Below are 19,612 nucleotides of genomic sequence, written 5' to 3' on the forward strand. Positions count from 1 at the left end.
AGGACCTGCTCATGTCGGTGCGACAGCAAGTCACCTACAACGATGAACTGCTCGCCGACGGCACCGTGCACCGGCACTACTCCGACGGCCGTCGCGAATGGCGCACGCGTGGATCGGGTTTCGTGTCCTGGCGCGACGACCGCGGCGGCTCCGGCCGCGACGAACCACTGGGCCGCACCCTGGTGAAGCGGATCTTCGCCGACGGCCGGGTGCTGTACGGCCGGGAATCCGGCTACGGCCGCACCCTGTGGGGCGACGGCATCCTCACCGTGAACCGGTCTTCCTTCGGCGGCCGGGTCGGCACCATCCTCGCCGCGGTCGCCGGTGGCGCGCTGCTCGGTGCCCTGGTGATGCCCCCGGAATTCCTGTCCCCGGTCGAGGAGGAGGAACTGCGCAGGCAGGCGGCGTCCCAGTCGACCGATTCCGGCGGCGGCGGTTCCGACGACTACGGCACCTGGAGCGACGACTCCGGTGACGACGGCGGCGATTTCGGGTGAGGGCGCACTGATGTCGCGCTGGTGCGCCTTCCTGACCCCCGCCGATCCGGCCGGGGCTGTCCGTGCCGTCGGCGGCGACCCGGTCGCGGTGACCACCCGGTCCGCCCTCGGACTGCTCACCGGATCCAGCTCGGCGGCAGGACATTTCACTGCGGGCAAGTACAGCGCCGTCGGCGCGGTCACCCTGTTCAACGCGCGGGCACTGCGCACCGCGCTCGGTGCGGACGCGCCACCACCGGACTGCTCGGACGGTGAGTTGCTGCTACGGATGTACGCGCAGTTCGGCGCCGCCGGAATCGCCAGGGCGGACGGCATGTTCGCGCTGGCCATCACCGACGGCGCCGATCTGGTGCTGGTCCGTGACCACGTGGGCACCCGCACCCTGTTCTATGCCCGCGCGGGTGACGCGTGGGCGGCCTCGGGATCGATTCGCGCCGTGGCGACGTGGCCCGTACTGCGCACCGGACTGCACCTGCCCGCCGTGCGTTCCTTCCTCACCTTCGCCTACCTGCCCGGCCGCGACACCTTCTTCCGCGACGTGCACGAGGCGCTGCCCGGCCGCTGCCTCCGGTTGCGCCCGGACGGCACCTCGGTCGAGGAAACCTACTGGGAGCCAGCCGAATCCGTCGACGACCTGCCCGCCGCCGAGCACGCGCTGACCCTGCGCGCCCTGCTCGACGACGCGACCGCGCGGCGGCTGCCCGCGGGCGAGCCGGTCGGCGTTCTGCTCTCGGGCGGGATCGACAGCAGCCTGGTCACCGCGCTGGCCGCCAAGCGCCACGATCAGCCGGTACGGACCTACTCCATCGCGTTCACCGGGACGACCCCCAACGAACTCGCCTACTCGGGCCTGGTCGCCGCGCACTGTCATACCGAGCACCGGGTGCTGACGGTGCCGGGGGAGACCGTCGCGGCCCGCCTCGCCGACACCGTCGCGCTGCTCGACTGTCCCGTCGGCGATCCGCTGACGGTCCCCAATCTGCTGCTCGCCGAAGCCGCCGCGGCCGACGGCGCGCGCGTGGTCCTCAACGGGGAAGGCGGCGACCCGGTCTTCGGCGGCCCCAAGAACCTGCCGATGCTGATCTTCGAACTCACCCGCGACGATCCGGACCCGGTGGCCCGCGCCGCCGCCTACCTCGACAGCTACCGCAAATGCCACGGTGACCTGCCGGTCCTGCTCAGCCGCGACGCGCTCGCCGCACTCGACGACGCCCCGCCGCTCACCGACCTGCTCACGCCCCTGCTCACCCCGGGTCCGATGACGAGCCTGCTCAACCAGCTGCTGCACACGAACCTGCGCACCAAGGGCGCGCACCACATCCTCACCAAGGTCGAAAGGCTCACCGCCGCAGCGGGAGTCGAGGGGCGGGCGCCGCTGTTCGACCGCGCCGTCATCGACCACGCCTTCCGGGTGCCGCCGCGACTCAAACTCGCCGGCGCTACCGAGAAGTGGATCCTCAAGGAAGCTGTCCGGGATCTGCTGCCCGCCACCATCGTCGACCGGCCCAAGAGCGGGATGCGGGTGCCGGTGCAGCAGTGGCTGGCCGGTCCACTGCGCGACCTCGGGCACGAGCTGCTGCTCGGCCGTTCCGCCCGGGCGCGCGGGCTCTTCCGCGAGGACACCATCCGCGCCTGGTTGCGCGGCGACGGCGCGCTGCTGCCCCGGCAAGGCGGCAAATTGTGGTTGGTGCTCTCGCTGGAACTGTGGTTGCGTGCCTTCGAGGTCACCTGAGCGCAAGGAGTCACCACCGCATGGCCGAACCGAGGATCAAGCACGCCGCGGACGACGAGAACGAGATCCACGAGGTGGCCGACTTCGCCGACGCCGGCCGCAACACCGTGACACCGGTCGCGAGTCTGCCCGCCGAGGTCGCGCTGGTCGTGGTGCGGACCTTCGCCGAGATCGTCCGCAAGGCCAAGACGATCCACGCCGCGACCACGCCCGACGCCGACGGCATCGTCCGCGCGCAGACCTTCGAGGAGGGCGACGTCTATATGGTCGAGAAGCCCTTCGACGGCTTCTTCGCCGACCGGTACCTGATGGACTTCTACGACGTCACCGAACGCGGGATCTGCTCGCGGATGCACCTGCACACCGGCCTGCGCTTCGTGCGGATGATGACCGGACCCGGCACCCACATCCGGGTCAGCAGCCTCTCCCCGTTCGAGGTCACCCACGTCGAGGGCGTGACCCCGTTCCGGCCCGAGCAGTTCACCGACGACCTGCCCGACCTGCCACCGCAGCAGCGCCGCACCCGCTACAACCTCATCGTGCCGCCGTGTTCGTTCGTGGACATGCAGATCCCGCGCGGAGTGAGTCACCAGTTCAATGCCTTCGGGCCGCACGCGGTGATCGACTCGGTGCACCCGGAGGAGTCCATCGAGGTCTTCCGCGAACGGATGTCGGGCTTCCGGATGACCGCGCAGACCGTCTTCCTGGCCGAGACCGCGCCCGACGCCGCGACCTGCGCCGAAGTCTCGGTCGCCGGGCGCTGACGCCAGCTGCGGTCAGACGGTCAGCGACCGGACGCCGGTGGCGATCTCGGTGGCCTCGGCCAGCTCCAGCCGCAGTTCGCGATCCGGTGCCGACGCGGGACCGTCGTGGTGGGTGACGCCGTCGGCGGTGATCACGTAGTGCAGCACGGTCTCGCCGATATGGACCGTCACCGTGCCCGCCGGGACGATCCCGGCGACCGCGTGGCCCAGCGGCAGCGCCAGCCAGTGCGCGCGCACCGCGTCGGTCGGCTTGCGGTCGCCGAGCCTGGGCGCGCCCCAGACCGACAGTGCGTCGAGCACCGGGCGCAAGGCCAGGCCCGCGTCGGTCAGCTCGTAGCTGGAGCGCATGCCGTTGCGGTGGTGGGTGAGCATGCCCTCGCGCTCGAGATCCTTGAGCCGGGTGGCGAGCATGTCGGTGCTGATCCCGGGCAGGTCGGCGAACAGGTCGCTGTACCGGCGCGGTCCGGCACACAGTTCGCGGATCACCAGCAGGGTCCACCGGTCCCCGACGAGGTCGAGCGCGCGGCTGACCGCGCAGTAGTGGTCGTAGCTTCGGCGTGGCACGTGTACTACCTTAACCATGGGCTTGGAAAAACCAAGTGAAATCTTGGAAATACCAAGTAGTGTGTGCGGCAACCACGGTTCGGAGGGATGTTCATGCAGGTCAAGCAGTCCAGCAAGCTGTCGGGAGTGTCGTACGAGATCCGCGGCCCGGTCGCGGAGGAGGCGGCTCGGCTCGAGGCCGAGGGCCATCACGTCGTCAAGCTCAACACCGGCAACCCGTTGATCTTCGGCTTCGACGCGCCCCCGGATCTGTTGCAGGACATGGTCCGGACGCTGCCCACCTCTACCGGGTACAGCTCGTCGAAGGGCCTGCTCTCGGCGCGGCGCGCGGTGGTGCAGTACTACCAGACCCTCGGTGTCGACGACGTGAGCGTCGAGGAGGTCTTCCTCGGCAACGGCGTCTCGGAGCTGATCATGATGGCGATGACCGCGCTGCTCGAGAACGGCGACGAGGTGCTGGTCCCCGCCCCGGACTTCCCGCTGTGGACCGCCGCGACCGCCCTCAACGGCGGCACGCCGGTGCACTACCTGTGCGACGAGGGCGCCGACTGGTACCCGGATCTGGCCGACATCACCGCCAAGATCACCGACCGCACCCGCGCCATCGTGCTGATCAACCCGAACAACCCCACCGGCGCGGTGTATCCGCCGGAGGTGCTGCGCGAGATTCTCGAGATCGCCCGCAGGCACAACCTGGTCGTCTTCGCCGACGAGATCTACGACAAGATCTACTACGACGACCTCGAGCACACCGCCGTCGCCTCGCTCGCCCCCGACCTGCTGTGCCTGACCTTCTCGGGTCTGTCGAAGAACTACCGCGCCGCCGGCCTGCGCTCGGGCTGGCTGGTGGTCTCCGGTCCCACCCAGCACGCCGCGAGCTACCTCGAGGGCCTGACCATGCTCGCCGGTCTGCGGCTGTGCGCGAATGTGCCCGCGCAGCAAGCGATCCAGGCTGCCCTGGGCGGACACCAGAGCATCTACGACCTCACCCTCCCCGGCGGGCGCCTGCGCGAACAGCGCGACCGCGCATGGGAAGCCCTCAACGCCATCCCCGGCGTCTCGTGCGTCAAGCCCAAGGGCGCGCTCTATGCCTTCCCCCGCATCGACCTGGACATGTACCGCATCCACGACGACGAGAAGTTCGTTCTCGACCTGCTCCTGCAGGAGAAGCTGCACATCGTCCAGGGCACCGGCTTCAACTGGCCGCGCCCCGACCACTTCCGCATCGTCACCCTGCCGCACGCCGACGAGCTCGAGGCCATCATCGAGCGCATCGGCCGCTTCCTGGCGACCTACCGGCAGTGATGCTCCCCTCTTTCTCGTAACGCGCTCGACCGGAAAACGGTGGGACACAAAGGCAGAACTGTGCCTCGCCACGGTGACCTGGATCGAGCGGACCTACCACCGGCGGCGACGTCAGCGAGGCCTGTCTCGGCTGACCCCGATCGAGTATGAAACCCTGAACCAGGCCTCACTCGCAGCCTGAACTACTACAACCCGCGAGTAATTCAGATCCGGGGCAGTCCCGTTCAAAGTCGGCTGGGGCCAGAAACTGTGCTTGTTCGAGGCGCGCTCCACCGTCGAACCTCGAGCAGTGGAAGCTGGCCAGTTCGCCGGTGAATCGTGTGTGGGCGAAGTTGGCGCGTTCTTGAAAGTCCTTGTGGCTGAGGCTTGCCTCGCACACGGTGGCGTGGCCGACGTCGAGCAATCGCCGCGGCTGCAAGTCGATTCGCAACGTGGCAGAGGGAAGTCCAGCCCGCCGCCCCGCCAAGAGCGGACGAGGATTCGGATCGTCGGCAACGGACGGAAGCATTCGACGTAAGTCATGACGCAGACGAGGCTGAGCATGCCGGAGTCTTGGCGCGGAACTGCGGCATCGGCAGAGCCGCAGCGACTTTGCCGTCGATCGGAGCCTTACCTGCCGGCTGGAAGCCTTGTAACCGGGAGTAGAAGGCAGTGCCGCGCGCCATGCCGTCCCGATCAGGTTGCCAAGGCCGACGACCGGACTGCGGGTTTCCCGTTCAGCTCCGGCCCGACCCACGTTCTTCGATAGCGATAGCGATAGCGCATTGCGGAAAGCGTATGGCGGATATCGCACGGACGCGATCTGCGGTGCGCGCAGTGAAGGATGCAACAACTTTGAGTTACATGCGGTACATGGACACGTGTGCACGAATGACCGGCGCTACGGCTCCCCGGCGGGAGAACCTGTTGCAGATCACGTCGTAATGCAGCGTGTGCCAGATGATGCCCGACGTCGATCTCGGTTTGGCTGCCGCTGTATCCACTACAGCGGCCCCTACTTCGCGGGTCTTGCTTCGCTACGCAGTTCAGAGTGGATCTGTCACGCCTGAATGGATAACGCGTGGTGGTTGGTTCGGCGGATGTAGCCAGGGAACCAACTGTTTGCCGGACAGCTATCTGGTCCTTCGTCCAACCATGCCGCGGGTCGACACCTTGGGCTTGATGTGTAGTCGCTCGCGCACGAGTGAGCCCCTCCGACCTGGGAACATACTGGCAAGTATTGGATACTCACAGGTATTGCGAGGAGGTCGAATGGGTGCTAGCTTTCCATCATCCGGTGGGGGAAATCGGTCTATGTGATGTGATGGAGGGGTGGGCAAGTATGAGCTCGCAGCAAGAAATTGGAACATCGGCCGAACGGCGTATCCGAGTATGGTTGATCGATCGGATCGCGGAGATTGCGGTCATCGATACGGAAAATGTCGACTCCGAAATGAGTTTCGCTGCGCACGGTCTTACATCGGCCGACATGGTCGGATTATCCGGCGAACTCGAGGAATTTCTCGACCGGAAATTGCCAGAAACGCTTCTATACCAGCACCCGACAATAAACCAGCTTGCCTATGCCCTCAGCGCTGTGGACCCGAAATCCGAATCAACGGCACTCCCTCCAGAAGTCCACGCCGACGACACCGATGATCCGCTCTGTGTGGTGGGGATGGCCTGCCGCTTTCCCGGTGGCGCAAACAGTCCAGAACAGTTCTGGCACAACCTCGTAACCGGCAAGGACGCCGGCTCCGAGGTTCCGATGCAGCGATGGGATGCACGGTCGCTGTACCACGCCGACCCCTATGAGCCCGGAACCGCATACACGACCAGGGGGGCGTTTATCGACGACATCGCCGGTTTCGATGCGAAGTTCTTCGATATCTCCCCCCGGGAAGCGCTTCGGTTGGACCCACAACAACGGGTCTTCCTCGAAGTCGTGTGGTCAGCTCTCGAGGACGCGGGAGTTCCCGCAGACCGCATCCGAGGCAGCCGGACCGGTGTATTCGTCGGAATGATGGCGACAAGCCAATATGCGAATGTCATGACCGATCGCGGGGGACAGGCAATGCTGGATGATCCGTACTTCGGGATCGGCACTGCGCCAAGTGTTCTGGCAGGAAGATTGTCCTACCTACTGGACCTGCACGGCCCGAGTCTTGTTTTGGACACGGCGTGTTCGTCATCGCTGGTCGCACTGCATCTCGCGATGGAGAGCGTGGCAAACGGTGAATGTGATCGTGCAATCGTGGCGGGAGTGAGCGCCATCCTGCACCCCGACACGTTCCGGCAGGCGTGCAAGATGCGGATGCTAGCTGTCGACGGTCGGACCAAGACCTTCGATGCCGCCGCAGACGGGTTCCTGCTCGGTGAGGGTTGCGGCGTGGTTGTGGTCGAGCGCCTCAGTGATGCCCGCGCGCACAACCATCGAGTTGTCGCGGTCCTTCGTGGATCAGCGGTCAACCAGGACGGGATGAGCAATGGGCTGACCGCGCCGAACGGCGCCGCCCAGGTGGAGGTTATTCGCACCGCACAGCAACGCGCAGGTGTGCGGCCCGGCGAAGTGGACTACGTCGAAGCGCACGGCTCGGGAACAGCTCTCGGCGATGCGATCGAGATCGCCAGCCTGACTGAGGTATTCGGCGGCGTGGATCGATCCTCGGGCCCCTTGCTCGTCGGCGCTGTCAAGACCAACGTCGGCCACCTCACCGGTGCCGCCGGGATGGCCGGCCTGATCAAGACCATTCTGGCAATCGGACACCATGAGATTCCGGCGAATCTGCATCTGCGCGAGCCGAACCCGTCGATTGACTGGTCGGCCTCGCCGGTCCAGTTGCCTGACAAGGCGACGAGCTGGCCGAGCCGTGCAACCGGGCCGATCGCAGGTGTCAGTTCCTTCGGCTGGTCCGGTACCAACGCGCACATCATCGTGGCCGGTCCACCGGTACGACAGCCCGGGTCGCGCACCAGTCGCCCTGACCAGTGGCACACCCTGCCGATCTCGGCCCGCACCGAGATCGCGCTGGTCGCCAGGGCGCGTACGCTCGCCGATCATCTTCGGACGCATAGCGACATCGACCCGGCCGATCTCGCCCACACGACACAATCAGGCCGCAGCGCGCTCGAGCATCGAAGTGCGGTCTCGTTCCAATCGGTAGAAGATGCTGCGGACCAGCTTGCCGGCATCGGAACGAAGGTCTCGACCTTTGCGGTGCGCCGCGGCGCCGACACCAGCGTGAGCTTTTTGTTCCCGGGAACCGGAGACCAGTTCGTCGGCATGGGCCGAACGCTCTACACCCACGACGACAGCTTCCGCGAGGCACTCGATACCTGTGCGGAGCTTGCGGCTGGGCATCTGGGTCTGGATTTGCGGACCGTGCTGTTCTCGACCGATGCCGACCACGATGGCGGATCAGATCTGCTGTCTGCTTTCGGCCGCGGTGCCGCAGCTACCGACGCACCGCTGGTCAGCCGCACCGACCTCGCCCATGCCGTGGTGTTTTCCCTGGACTACGCGACAGCGCAACTGTGGCGAAGTCGAGGAATCGAGCCCGCGGCGTTGCTGGGATACAGCCTGGGTGAGTATGCCGCAGCGTGTATTGCCGGCGTCTTCTCACTCGACGCGGCCATACCATTGGTCATCGGTCGTGCGAAGCTCGTTGCCGACGCGGAACCGGGTGTGATGTTGACCGTCGCAGGCAACGCCGATCGCCTCTCTCGCTACATCACAGCGGATCTATCGCTGGCCGCGGTCAATAGTCCGTCAGCCTTTGTCGTCGCGGGCCGCGAGGAAGCCATAGCCCGGTTGGAACAGTTGTTGGCGGCAGAGGAAATCGTATGCCGCCGGGTACCCACCACACGGGCGATGCACTCGCACCTGTTGCAACCTCTGCGTAACCGGTTCCTCGGAATGCTCGCGGACGTCGAACTGCGGCCACCAACGCTGCCGCTGATCTCGAATGTCACGGGAACCTGGATGACCGATGCGCAGGCGCAAGATCCCGAATACTGGGTCGACCACATGTGCTCGACGGTTCGGTTCGCCGATGGTGTGCGAACTCTCACGTCAGCGCATCCGGGGGTTGTCCTGGACCTGGGTGCTGGGCAGACCGGCAGCCTCGCCACGCAAACGCTTGCCGGCTCCGCAGACAACACCATCGTGTTGCCGACACTGCGACCTTCGGTGTCGAGAGAGCCAGAACTGGCCTTGATCGCCCGAACGGCGGGTCGTATGTGGACCCGTGGCGTCCAGATTGACTGGCCGGACGTCGACGGGAAGATCGTCGGCCTGCCGACCTATCCCTTCCAACACGAGCAGTTCTGGCCGGAAGGTGTAGCCCTCGCCACCCCCACCGACGCCACACCTCAATCTCCCGCGAGCGCTGAACCAGCTGTTCTTCAGCCCTTTTGGTCGCCGGAACCAGCCCAAGGGGGCAGAGCCATCGGCCCCTATCTCCTGTTCGCCGATCCGGACGGACCAGGAGGCCGACTTGCCGAGCTGCTCCGGCGAAGCATCAAAGACTCCGCAACTGTCATCACGGTCGTCCCCGGCAGCCAGTTCGGCCAGGTTGACGAGACCACCTACACCGTTCGTCACGACCAGCCAACCGACTATGGGCACCTCCTGACCGCGCTGGTCGCCGCTGGCACCGCGCCGCGCGTCGTCGCCCACCTGTGGTCGGTCACCGGGCACTGTTCTGATCCGGCATCCGCACCCAGGGTCGCCCAACAGCAGCTGATCGGATTCGACAGCCTTGTGGCGCTCGGAAATGCACTGGGCAGCACGGTGTTGCATGGTGTACGTCTGATCGTTGCCACCGACCACGCCGAGATCTTCGACGGTGAAACCCACCTACACCCCGCCAAAGCGACAATGCAGGGTCCGGCACTGACGTTGCCACAGGAGTATCCGGGGATCGGCGTCCGCACCGTCGACCTCGAGCTACCACCCGGAAGCGACAACACCGAATGGGACATACTCACTGCACAACTACTCGGGGAATTGCACTGGCCCGACACCGCAACAGCAGTGGCGTATCGAGGCGGACAGCGCTTCGTCCGACGCTTCCGGCCAGCGGCCCCACCGCCCCGCCGCGTCGAGTACCGAGTCGGCGGAACCTATCTGATCACCGGCGGGCTCGGCGCGGTCGGACTACAGATTGCGCGCCATATTGTCGGCACACAGGCGCAAGTGAACTTGGTGCTACTCGGGCGAACCGGGCTCGTCGGCAGGCCTGGCTCCGAATCACAAGATCAGCAGCGCAAACGGGTCATCGCCGAGCTCGAATCAGCGGGCGCCCGAGTGCTGGTGGTCGCCGCGGACGTGGCCGATCCCCAGGCCACACGCGCGGCAATCGAAACAGCGCGCCGCCGTTTCGGTTCTATCACTGGTGTCGTTCACGCTGCGGGCCTGACCACACCAGACACCTTCGCCACAGCTGCGGCGCTGACCCCGGAACTCACTGCGCTGCATTTCGGACCGAAGGTTGACGGCACCCTTTCCCTCGCCGCGGCCTTGACCGGAGACAACCTCGAGTTCGTGCTGCTCATGTCGTCGATGTCAGCGGTCCTCGGAGGGCTGGGCTTCACCGCCTACGCCGCGGCAAACGCCTTCCAAGATCGATTCGTCGAGTCAGCCGGACTACCGGGCGGCCCGGTGTGGAAGTCCGCTTGCTGGGATACCTGGCAATCCACACTGGCGGGCAACACCGCTGCGGGTGTCGGTGATTCGCTCAACCAGTACACGATGACCACCCAACAGGGGCTGAGGACGATCGACCGGATTCTCGCCGGCGCTGCGCGGCGCGTGGTTGTCTCAGCGGGGGAGCTGGACGGTCGGATTGGATCTTGGGTCGCGGGAATCGACCCGTGTCAAGCAGATACTGAACGGGAGATGAAGACGCCTCCTGCGACCATCGTGGCCGAACCTGCACATCGCCCGCAAGCCTTCGTCGGTGAAGCGGTAGGCACTCAGGACCACGAACGGCGTTTGGCTGCGCTGTGGCGAGAAGCACTCGGAGTCGAACGGGTCGGCGTGCACGACAACTTCTTCGAGCTCGGCGGCAATTCACTGGTCGGACTGCAACTCATCAACGCTATCCAGAAAGAGTTTCGGGTCGCGGTCCCGACCCTGGCGCTGTTCGAGGCGCCGACCGTCGCCGAAATGGCTGAATATCTACTCAGTGAGCGAAGTGGACCCCAGAATCCGCCGATACCTATCCCTATCGCCTCACCGGATCCCTTGTCGGAGAACACTGTTCGTCGCGGAGGCATGTTGGTCGAGGACATCGCCATCATCGGCATGGCCGGCCGCTTCCCAGGCGCGAACTCGGTCGAACAGTTCTGGGCGAACATTCGGGATGGCGTGGAGTCGATCAGCTTCTTCAGCGCCGAAGAGCTCATCGACGCCGGTGTACCGGCCGAAGTCGTCAACCAGCCGGGCTATGTCAAGGCGCGCCCAGTGTTGGACCGCATCGAGGAATTCGACGCCGAGTTCTTCGGATTCACCCCGTTCGACGCCCGTCTGACCGATCCACAGCAACGACTCTTCCTCGAAGTCGTGTGGGAAGCGCTCGAGAATGCAGGCTACGCGCCACGCTCGGTTGGAAAACCTGTCGGCGTCTTCGCCGGCGCCAACATCAGCACCTACCTGCTGCGCCGGATCACCCAGGACCCGAGCATCATCGACTCGGTCAACGACTACCAACTGGTGATCAGCAACGACAAGGATTCGCTCACGACTGCCGCGTCATACAAGCTGAACCTCCGCGGGCCCGCTGTCTCTGTGCAGACCTTCTGCTCGACCGGCCTCGTCGCCGCTCATATGGCGTGCCGGAGCCTCATCGGCGGCGAATGCGACATGGCTGTGGCCGGTGGCGTGTCGGTGCGAGTGCCAGACAAGGTAGGACACATTTTCCAAGAAGGCGGAATGGAGAGCCCCGATGGGCATATCCGTACCTTCGACGCGAAAGCCAAGGGCGCGCTCTTCGGTGACGGTGCTTCTGTCCTGGTTCTCAAACGACTGTCCGATGCGCTGGCGGACGGTGATTCGATCACGGCCGTCATCAAGGGCTCGGCGATCAACAACGACGGTTCGCAGAAGGTCGGATACACCGCGCCGAGCATCAAAGGACAAGCGGAAGTCGTATCGATGGCGATGTCGGTCGCCGGCATCGACCCCAGCACCATCGGATACATCGAAGCCCACGGAACCGCCACAGAACTCGGCGACCCCATCGAAATCGCCGCACTCACCAGAGCATTCGGTGACACCGAACGCAAACAGTACTGCGCGGTCGGCTCGGTGAAGACCAATATCGGTCACCTGGACCGGGCTGCAGGATCGACCGGATTGATCAAAGCGGCACTGGCGGTGCGCGACGGCGTGATTCCACCCTCGCTGCACTACGAGACACCGAATCCCGAGATCGACTTCGAGCGAAGCCCATTCTATGTGAGCACTGCTCTGTCGCCGTGGCGGCCCGGAGCTGGACAGCCACGCCGCGCCGGGGTCAATTCACTGGGCATGGGCGGCACCAATGCCCACGTCGTGTTGGAACAGGCTCCCCCGCAACGTGAAACAGTAGATGACGGCCGACCGAACATCCTGGTGATCTCGGCTCGCACCAGATCGGCATTGGAGGCCGCAACCCAGAATCTGGGCTCCTACCTGCGCGCCCACCCGAAACAAGCGATCGCTGACATCGCGTACACCCTGCAGGTCGGACGAGAGCGGTTCGAGCACCGGCGCGCGCTGGTCGTGACAGACAGCCACGACGCAGTGAGCGTGCTCGATGGCGACCAGGCGGATCGGTTGCTGGACCACCGCGATCGGTCCAGCAACCGGTCGATCGGATTCCTGTTCTCCAAAGCGGGGGGCCTTCGAGCCGGCATCGCCACAGACATCTACTCCTGCTGTAGAGAGTTCGCGGCGACCGTCGACACCTGCGCCGGTTTGCTCGCTCCACTACTCGGTCACGACATCCGTGACGCGTTGCTCGACGAGCAAGCCGTGCAACTCAACTCCGCAGACGAGCCGTTGCTCGCGTTCACCATGGGATTGGCACTCGCCACGCAATTCTCGGCGTGGGGATTGCGACCACAGACCATGCTCGGCTGTGAGATCGGCGAGATCGTCGCAGCCTGTGTCGCCGGGGCGTTACCGTTGGCCGAGGCCCTGATGTTCGTCGCGGAGCGATCTCGACTCCTCGACGCAATAGCCTTCGGGTCGATCAGCTTCGACGAGGGCACCCAACACCTCACCGACTGGACCGCCGAGAACCTGCACCCGGCCGCTCCGGCGATCCCTTACATCTCGACCATCACCGGGACTTGGATCACCCTGCAGGATGTCTGTGATCCGGCGTACTGGGCGCAGCTCCTGGCGGAGTCGCCAGCGTTCACCGAGGCTGTCGAGGAGATGCTCTCGGAACCCGAGCGGATGCTGCTCGAGATCGGACCAGCAGGAACAATCGGAGAGCTCGTTGCCCAGCACTGTGCCCCCGAACGCCGCCGAATGATCCTCGCGACCGGGCCTGCGACCTCCGATTCCGCAGGATGGCCCTCGAAACTGGCCACCATGCTGGCAGTGCTGTGGATCAACGGCGTCGCAATCGACTGGGCATCGGTACACGCCGCGCCGCGCCGGCGGGTGCCCCTGCCTACCTATGTGTTCCAGCGACAACGGTATTGGATCGACGAACGGTCGGCTGGCACCGACAACAACGGCCGCAACCCCTTGATCGACAGCGCTGAGGTCGCGCGTGACCCGGCCCGTGCTCTCGCGACACTGGCTCGCAGACCCGCCGACGAGTGGTTCTCCATTCCGGCCTGGCACCAGTCGGCACCAACGGTCTCGACCCCTGCGCACCTGGGCGACAACTGGCTGTTCCTCACCGATGGTAGCCAGCGCGCAAGGGAGATGGCAGACTCGATTGCCGCGGCAGGAGGCTCGGTTGTCACAGTCACGGCAGGCACCGCGTTCGCACGAACCGGCCCCGAGTCGTTCGTCGTCGAACCAGGCGTCACCTCCGACTACCTCGCCCTGCTGTCGGAGCTGATCGCCGAAGGCCTAGCCCCGCAACGAATCGTGCACATGTGGTCGACCGCCACGTACTCGGCGCCCGCGAGCACCGATGGCGCATTCCACAGCCTGCTCGCACTGGCGAAAGCCATCGCCGAGACCGGACTCGCCCAAGCGCGGCTCGACATCGTTACCGCGGGTGCGCTCGACACAGCGGCCCATGACACAGTCGACCCGTATCAGGCGATGTCTACCGGCCCACTCAAGGTGATTCCGCTCGAGTATCCAGCAGTCCAGGTCCGCCAGATCGACGCCGGCACAGATATCGGCGCAAGCCTGCTGCTGCGGGAGATATGCCGTCACACCGACGACTCCCAAATAGCCTTGCGTGGCCGCCGACGCCTCCTTCCGCGCTTCGAACAGCTCGTTCCACCCCCGATCCCCGAGGCCGACCAGGTCCTGCGTGCGCGCGGTGTCTACATCATCACCGGCGGACTCGGCGGTGTCGGACTTGCCATGGCCCAGCGGCTCGCCACACAGGTAGAGGCCAGACTGGTCCTGGTCGGACGCAGTGGGCTCCCGGCCGAGGACACCTGGGACGCTGTGGTGGCCGACCCAGCGACGTCGGCAGAGCTCAAACGTCGAATCGCCGGGATACGTTCAATTATCGCGGCAGGCGGCGAGGTGATGGTCTCTGCCGCAGATGTGTCGAACCTGGCCGAGATGCGCAAGGTCGTCGAGGAAACACTCGCCAGATTCGGTGACATCAACGGAGTCTTTCACGCGGCAGGCCAGCCGGGTGAAGGTCTCATGCAGTTCAAAACCGCCGCGCAGATAGAGAACGTCTTCGCCGCAAAGGTCTCAGGTACCGACGTACTGCGAGAGGTTCTCGCAGGAGTCGGGATCGACTTCCTCCTGTTGTTCTCGTCGATCTCGGCACTGACTGGTGGTGGCCCAGGCCAGATCGACTACTGCGCAGCAAACGCATACCTCGACGCCGTCGCGCTTTCGGAACGCGAAGACTATCGCGTCATCTCGATCAACTGGGGTGACTGGCAATGGAACAGCTGGGACGCGTCGATGACGGGGCTAGATCCTGCCGCCGAGGAGTTTCTGCGGATGAATCGTCGGCGGATAGGCATCGATTTCGATGACGGGTGGCGCTCGATCTTGCGGGTTCTTGCGATGAACGAACCACAGGTCTGCGTCTGCACACAGGATATATCCGCACTGGCAGCGGTAACTGCAGCTCTCAACATTGCGACACTCGCCGGCGCCAGTGGTCGGCCGCGGGGCGAGAAACACCCGAGACCGGATATCGGTATCCCTCTGGTAGCCGCTGACACCGAATTGACCCGTGCGATCGCCGACATCTGGCAGGACGCCCTCGGGCTCGCCGAGATCGGCATCCACGACAACTTCTTCGAACTGGGCGGAAACTCGCTGCTCGGTGTCGACATGGTGACCACGATGCGGACGAAACTGAACCTTCCCGCGCTACCGCCACACGTGCTGTACGAGGCCCCGACGATCGCAGACCTCGCCGAGTTCATCGATCACGCCGGCGCACAACCTGCCGACGAGATCGGCAACAGCACCGACCGTGGCGCGCTACGTCGGAAGAGTCTGCTGAACCGGAGGAGCCGTGGTTAGCGGCCAGGAGGTGCCACCCCACGCCGTCGCAATCATCGGAATGGCAGGCAGATTCCCCGACGCAGAAGACGTGAGCACGCTCTGGCGCAACTTGCAGGAGGGTCGGACCGCGATTCGGCGACAAAGCCCTGTCACGTCCGGGTACCGGATGCACGGCCCGAATGCTTCACTGCCCGAACCGGTCGCGGCAAGCGTGCTCTCGGATGCGGACTGCTTCGATGCCGACTTCTTCGGGGTTGATCCTGGGCAAGCACAGATCATCGATCCACAACACCGCCTGTTCCTCGAGTGTGTCTGGAGCGCTCTGGAAGCCGCCGGATACGATCCGGGAAACGCTGGCGAGAAGATCGGACTGTTCGCGGGATCGTGTTTTCCCACGTATCTACTCGGCCTTCTGGATCAGCGACCGGATCTGGTCACCGAGCACGGGCTGATGCCGATCACGATCGGCAACGACTGCGATTCGCTGACATCGTGGGTGTCCTACAAGCTGAATCTGCGCGGTCCGGCGGTGACGGTCCGCACCTTCTCGTCGAGTTCGCTCGTCGCGGTGCACCAAGCCGCGCAAAGCCTGCTGGCTGGTGAATGCGACATCGCTGTCGCAGGGGCAGCGGCCGTGAAATACCCCCAGGCCATCTCCTATCCCGGCGTCACCTCACCCAGCGGGGTATGCCGCCCGATGGATATCGGTGCAGACGGCTCAGTGGTCGGCAACGCCGTTGCCGCAGTGGTCCTCAAGCGAGCAGCGGATGCTGTTCGCGACCGAGACCACGTACACGCACTGATCCTGGGGTCGGCGGTCAACACCGACGGTGCGCGCCGTGCCTCGTACACCGCACCCGGGGTCGCAGGCAAATCTGAGGTTGTCGCCGAAGCATTGGCGAACGCTGATGTCACCGCAAGCAGCCTCGGATACATCGAGGCTCACGCGATGGGAACCAAGCTCGGCGACGAGGTCGAGATAGCCTCACTGGCAAGGGTTTTCGGTGGTTCAACCCGCTCATCGGAACCCTGCCTGGTGGGCGCTGTCGCGGCGAACCTCGGCCATCTCGACGCAGCGTCCGGAATCGTCGGCCTGATCAAAACGGCCCTCATGCTCGAACACCGTCGTCTGGTTCCACAGCCGAACTTCCGCACGCCGAACACCGCGATGCGGGCAGCCGCCGACTTCCTGCGCGTGTGCACACGCGAGGACCAGTGGGAATGCGCCGGGCCACGGCGCGCCGGGGTGAGTTCGTTCGGCATCGGTGGAGTGAACGCGCATGTCGTACTCGAGCAGCCGCCCGTCGTATCGAGCACAGCCGCACAGACCGGCGAACCACGACTGATCGTTATCTCTGCCCGCACGGCCGAGGCGCTGAACAGAATCTCTGGCCGGCTCTATGACTGGCTCGAGCAGCACCCGCAGACGTCGATCGACGACCTCGCTTTCACGTTGCGCACCGGCAAACGGGAATTTCGGCAGCGACGCGCCATCGTGACGTCGAGCCGGCAGGAGTTGCTGGCAACTCTGGTCGGTGCGCCGGGCACGCCCGCCCACATCCGAGACAACGCTGATCCTCGGCGCAAGCTGCTCGACGATCGGGGTGCGCGGTGGGCCGAAGGCGACTCGGGAAGCTTGGCCGACCTGCGCGATGGTCGTGCCCGGCGGATTCCGCTACCCACCTATCCATTCGAGCGCATCAGCTTCGCGCTGTAGCGCTGCACAACTGATGACGAATCCCGAACAGGCAACGGCGCCAACTCGGTTGAAGGGGAGTACAGATGAAGCAAGTTGGAGTTGTCGGGGCGGGCGTCATGGGCACCGGTCTGGCACAAGATCTCGCGGCCCACGGCCTGGAAGTGGTGCTCGTCGATAACTCGCAGAGCCAGCTCGTTCGCGCGGAGGAGGAGGTAGAGCGCTACTATCGGGCCGGGCGGCTGTTCGGACATGACACCGATCGATTCGGTGACCTGACCAAGAAGATCACCTACACGAGTGATCTGCAGCTGCTCGGATCCGCCGAATTCATCATCGAGAACATCACCGAAAACTGGGATCTCAAGGCCGCGGTCTATCCGAACCTCGATCGCGTATGCGCAGCGGATACGGTGTTCGCGGCGAACACGTCGTGTATTCCGATCACCAGGCTCGCATCATTGACCGGCCGCCCCGAACAAGTCGTCGGGATGCACTTCATGAACCCGGTGCCGATGAAGCCGACAGTCGAGGTCATCCGTGGCTGGCATACCTCCGACCACACCATCGACATAGCTCGAAACCTCTTGAGTCAACTCGACAAGCGCGGCGTTGTGGTGAACGACATGCCGGGTTTCGTGTCGAACCGGGTCCTCATGCTCACCGTCAACGAAGCGATATTCCTGCTCCAGGATGGCGTGGCAACCGCAGCAGACGTCGACGACATCTTTCGATCCTGCTTCGGACACGCGTCCGGCCCGTTGGAGACAGCTGACCTGATCGGCCTCGACACCATCTTGTTCAGCATCGAGGGACTGTATGAGTTCTATGCAGACAGCAAGTATCGACCATGTCCTCTTCTGAAGAAGATGGTGGATGCCGGGCTCCATGGGCGAAAGACGGGCCGGGGCTTCTTCACCTACTCCTGAACTACTGGATGGCGCTGCCGAGCGAAACGACTGGGAGGTCGACAAAAATGTTCACCGACGTACGCACCGAAATCCGCAACTTCACTGCACAACGCTTTCCCGACGGGGCGATCGCTGACGATCAAGACATTTTCGAAAGTGGCTTCGTGAATTCTCTTTTCGCCATGGAGCTCGTCATGTTCATCGAAAAGCGGATAGATGGCAGAATCCCGAACGACGAGGTCCGGCTCGACAACTTCCGGACGGTCGACTCGATGACAGAGTTGGTGGCGAGGCTGCTGCCAGCAGACGCACAGGAGTTGTCGTCATGACCCGCGTTGTCGGCATCGATCCGGCCCTCGACCAGAGGACGCGGGAGAGCATCCGAGCAATCGTCGACCGTGTCGTGGTCCCCAAGGCCGCCGAGTTCGACCGCACAAGCCGGGTCACCTCCGACGTGCTCGACGAGTTCTCGGCAGCCGGGTTCTGGGGTGCGGTACTGCCTGAAAGCGAAGGCGGGACCGGCACCGGAATGGAGGCCTTCGGCGAGTTGCACGAAGAGGTGGGCCGCGGCTGTTCGTCGATGCGTAGCCTGCTGACCGTTCACAGCATGGCGCTCTATGCGTTGGACAGATGGGGCAGTCATGCCTATCGCGAGGCGTGGTCGTCACAACTGGTGGCCGGCCGGCGACTGGGCGCATTCTGCCTGACCGAACCAGAGGCAGGTAGCGACTTCACTGCGCTGAGCGCCTTCGCGACCCGCGACGGCGCCGGATACGTGCTCAACGGGCACAAGCGATGGATAACCGGAGGTCAGCTAGCCGACATCCTGCTTGTGTTCGCCCGCACAGACAAAGGGCCCAGCGTGTTCCTGGTGGCGGCGGACCAACCCGGAGTGCACAGGCTTCCGGTGCCGGAGATCATGGGTACACGTGGCAGCCAGCTCGCCGACATCGTCTTCGAGAACTGCCGCCTCGGCCCTGAAGCGCTGGTCGGACATGAGGGTATGGGATTACCCATCGCTACCGGCGTCCTCGATATCGGTCGATTCAGCGTGGCGGCAGGTTCGGTCGGCATCCTGCAGGCCTGCCTCGAAGCCTGCGTGAGTTATGCAAGCAAACGCCGACAAGGCGGATCACTGCTGCGCGATCACCAGATGATCCAGCAGGCCATCTCGACGGTGGCCACCAACACCCGTGCCGCGCGACTGCTGGTATGGCAGGCGGGCAAACTCAAGGATCGGCGAGACCCCGACACGATTATGGCCACGTGCATCGCCAAGCAATTCGCTGCGACGAGCGCCGTGTCCGCGGCGAACGCCACAGTGCAACTCCACGGTGCCCTCGGCTGCAGCGACGAATACCCAGTAGCCCGCTATCTGCGCGACGCAAAGGTAATGGAAATCATCGAAGGCAGCACGCAACTGCAGCATGTACTGATATCCACCGATGCCTGCCAGAACCGGGCGCGCATCGTCCCGATAGATTGAGCTACCAGAGAAAGC

Annotated in this window: 10 protein-coding genes and 1 pseudogene; 10 read left to right on the forward strand and 1 reads right to left on the reverse strand. The window is 64.7% G+C overall.

Annotated elements, in window-relative coordinates; all coding sequences use genetic code 11:
• The first annotated feature begins 11 nt into the window (after positions 1 to 11).
• The 3 genes from ACFVAV_RS10290 to ACFVAV_RS10300 are packed head-to-tail and all read left to right on the forward strand — an operon-like array spanning position 12 to position 2,993.
• On the forward strand, positions 12 to 497 hold the full coding sequence (locus tag ACFVAV_RS10290; RefSeq protein WP_379032986.1) for a hypothetical protein: 486 nt from the start codon (positions 12 to 14) through the stop codon (positions 495 to 497).
• Positions 472 to 2,229 (forward strand): asparagine synthetase B family protein, encoded by a 1,758-nt coding sequence (locus ACFVAV_RS10295; RefSeq protein WP_379032989.1) that lies wholly within the window; start codon positions 472 to 474, stop codon positions 2,227 to 2,229. Before ACFVAV_RS10290 ends, ACFVAV_RS10295 begins: the two co-directional genes overlap by 26 nt.
• 20 nt (positions 2,230 to 2,249) lie before the next feature.
• Positions 2,250 to 2,993, forward strand: coding sequence for a hypothetical protein (locus ACFVAV_RS10300; RefSeq protein ID WP_379032992.1), 744 nt, complete (start codon positions 2,250 to 2,252; stop codon positions 2,991 to 2,993).
• A gap of 12 nt (positions 2,994 to 3,005) precedes the next feature.
• On the opposite strand, the gene ACFVAV_RS10305 is transcribed toward ACFVAV_RS10300, so the two are convergent.
• The gene (locus ACFVAV_RS10305) at positions 3,006 to 3,557 is read right to left on the reverse strand and encodes a winged helix-turn-helix transcriptional regulator (RefSeq protein WP_379032995.1); all 552 of its coding nucleotides are present in this window, start codon (positions 3,555 to 3,557) and stop codon (positions 3,006 to 3,008) included.
• An 87-nt stretch (positions 3,558 to 3,644) separates the two neighbouring features.
• On the opposite strand from ACFVAV_RS10305, the gene ACFVAV_RS10310 reads away from it, so the two are divergent.
• The 7 genes and pseudogenes from ACFVAV_RS10310 to ACFVAV_RS10340 all read left to right on the forward strand — a co-directional run bounded on the left by ACFVAV_RS10310 (position 3,645) and on the right by ACFVAV_RS10340 (position 19,597).
• On the forward strand, positions 3,645 to 4,862 hold the full coding sequence (locus ACFVAV_RS10310; protein WP_305082661.1) for a pyridoxal phosphate-dependent aminotransferase: 1,218 nt from the start codon (positions 3,645 to 3,647) through the stop codon (positions 4,860 to 4,862).
• Between the two features lie 9 nt (positions 4,863 to 4,871).
• Positions 4,872 to 5,043: pseudogene (locus ACFVAV_RS10315) on the forward strand (IS3 family transposase); the annotation flags it as partial.
• 1,140 nt (positions 5,044 to 6,183) lie between these two features.
• On the forward strand, positions 6,184 to 15,522 hold the full coding sequence (locus tag ACFVAV_RS10320; RefSeq protein WP_379032998.1) for an SDR family NAD(P)-dependent oxidoreductase: 9,339 nt from the start codon (positions 6,184 to 6,186) through the stop codon (positions 15,520 to 15,522).
• 10 nt (positions 15,523 to 15,532) lie between these two features.
• A complete protein-coding gene (locus ACFVAV_RS10325) occupies positions 15,533 to 17,221 on the forward strand; it encodes a beta-ketoacyl synthase N-terminal-like domain-containing protein (protein ID WP_379033000.1) in 1,689 nt (562 codons plus the stop codon).
• A gap of 65 nt (positions 17,222 to 17,286) precedes the next feature.
• Positions 17,287 to 18,129: a 3-hydroxyacyl-CoA dehydrogenase family protein gene (locus tag ACFVAV_RS10330; RefSeq protein ID WP_379033003.1), complete on the forward strand. Its 843-nt coding sequence runs from the start codon at positions 17,287 to 17,289 to the stop codon at positions 18,127 to 18,129.
• A gap of 47 nt (positions 18,130 to 18,176) precedes the next feature.
• On the forward strand, positions 18,177 to 18,440 hold the full coding sequence (locus ACFVAV_RS10335) for an acyl carrier protein (RefSeq protein ID WP_379033005.1): 264 nt from the start codon (positions 18,177 to 18,179) through the stop codon (positions 18,438 to 18,440).
• Entirely contained in the window at positions 18,437 to 19,597 is a 1,161-nt protein-coding gene (locus ACFVAV_RS10340) for an acyl-CoA dehydrogenase family protein (RefSeq protein ID WP_379033008.1), read from the forward strand. The genes ACFVAV_RS10335 and ACFVAV_RS10340 overlap by 4 nt, the downstream gene beginning before the upstream one ends.
• The last annotated feature ends 15 nt before the right edge of the window (positions 19,598 to 19,612 follow it).

The sequence above is a fragment of the Nocardia sp. NPDC057663 genome, assembly GCF_042799895.1.
In the GTDB taxonomy this organism is placed as follows: domain Bacteria; phylum Actinomycetota; class Actinomycetes; order Mycobacteriales; family Mycobacteriaceae; genus Nocardia.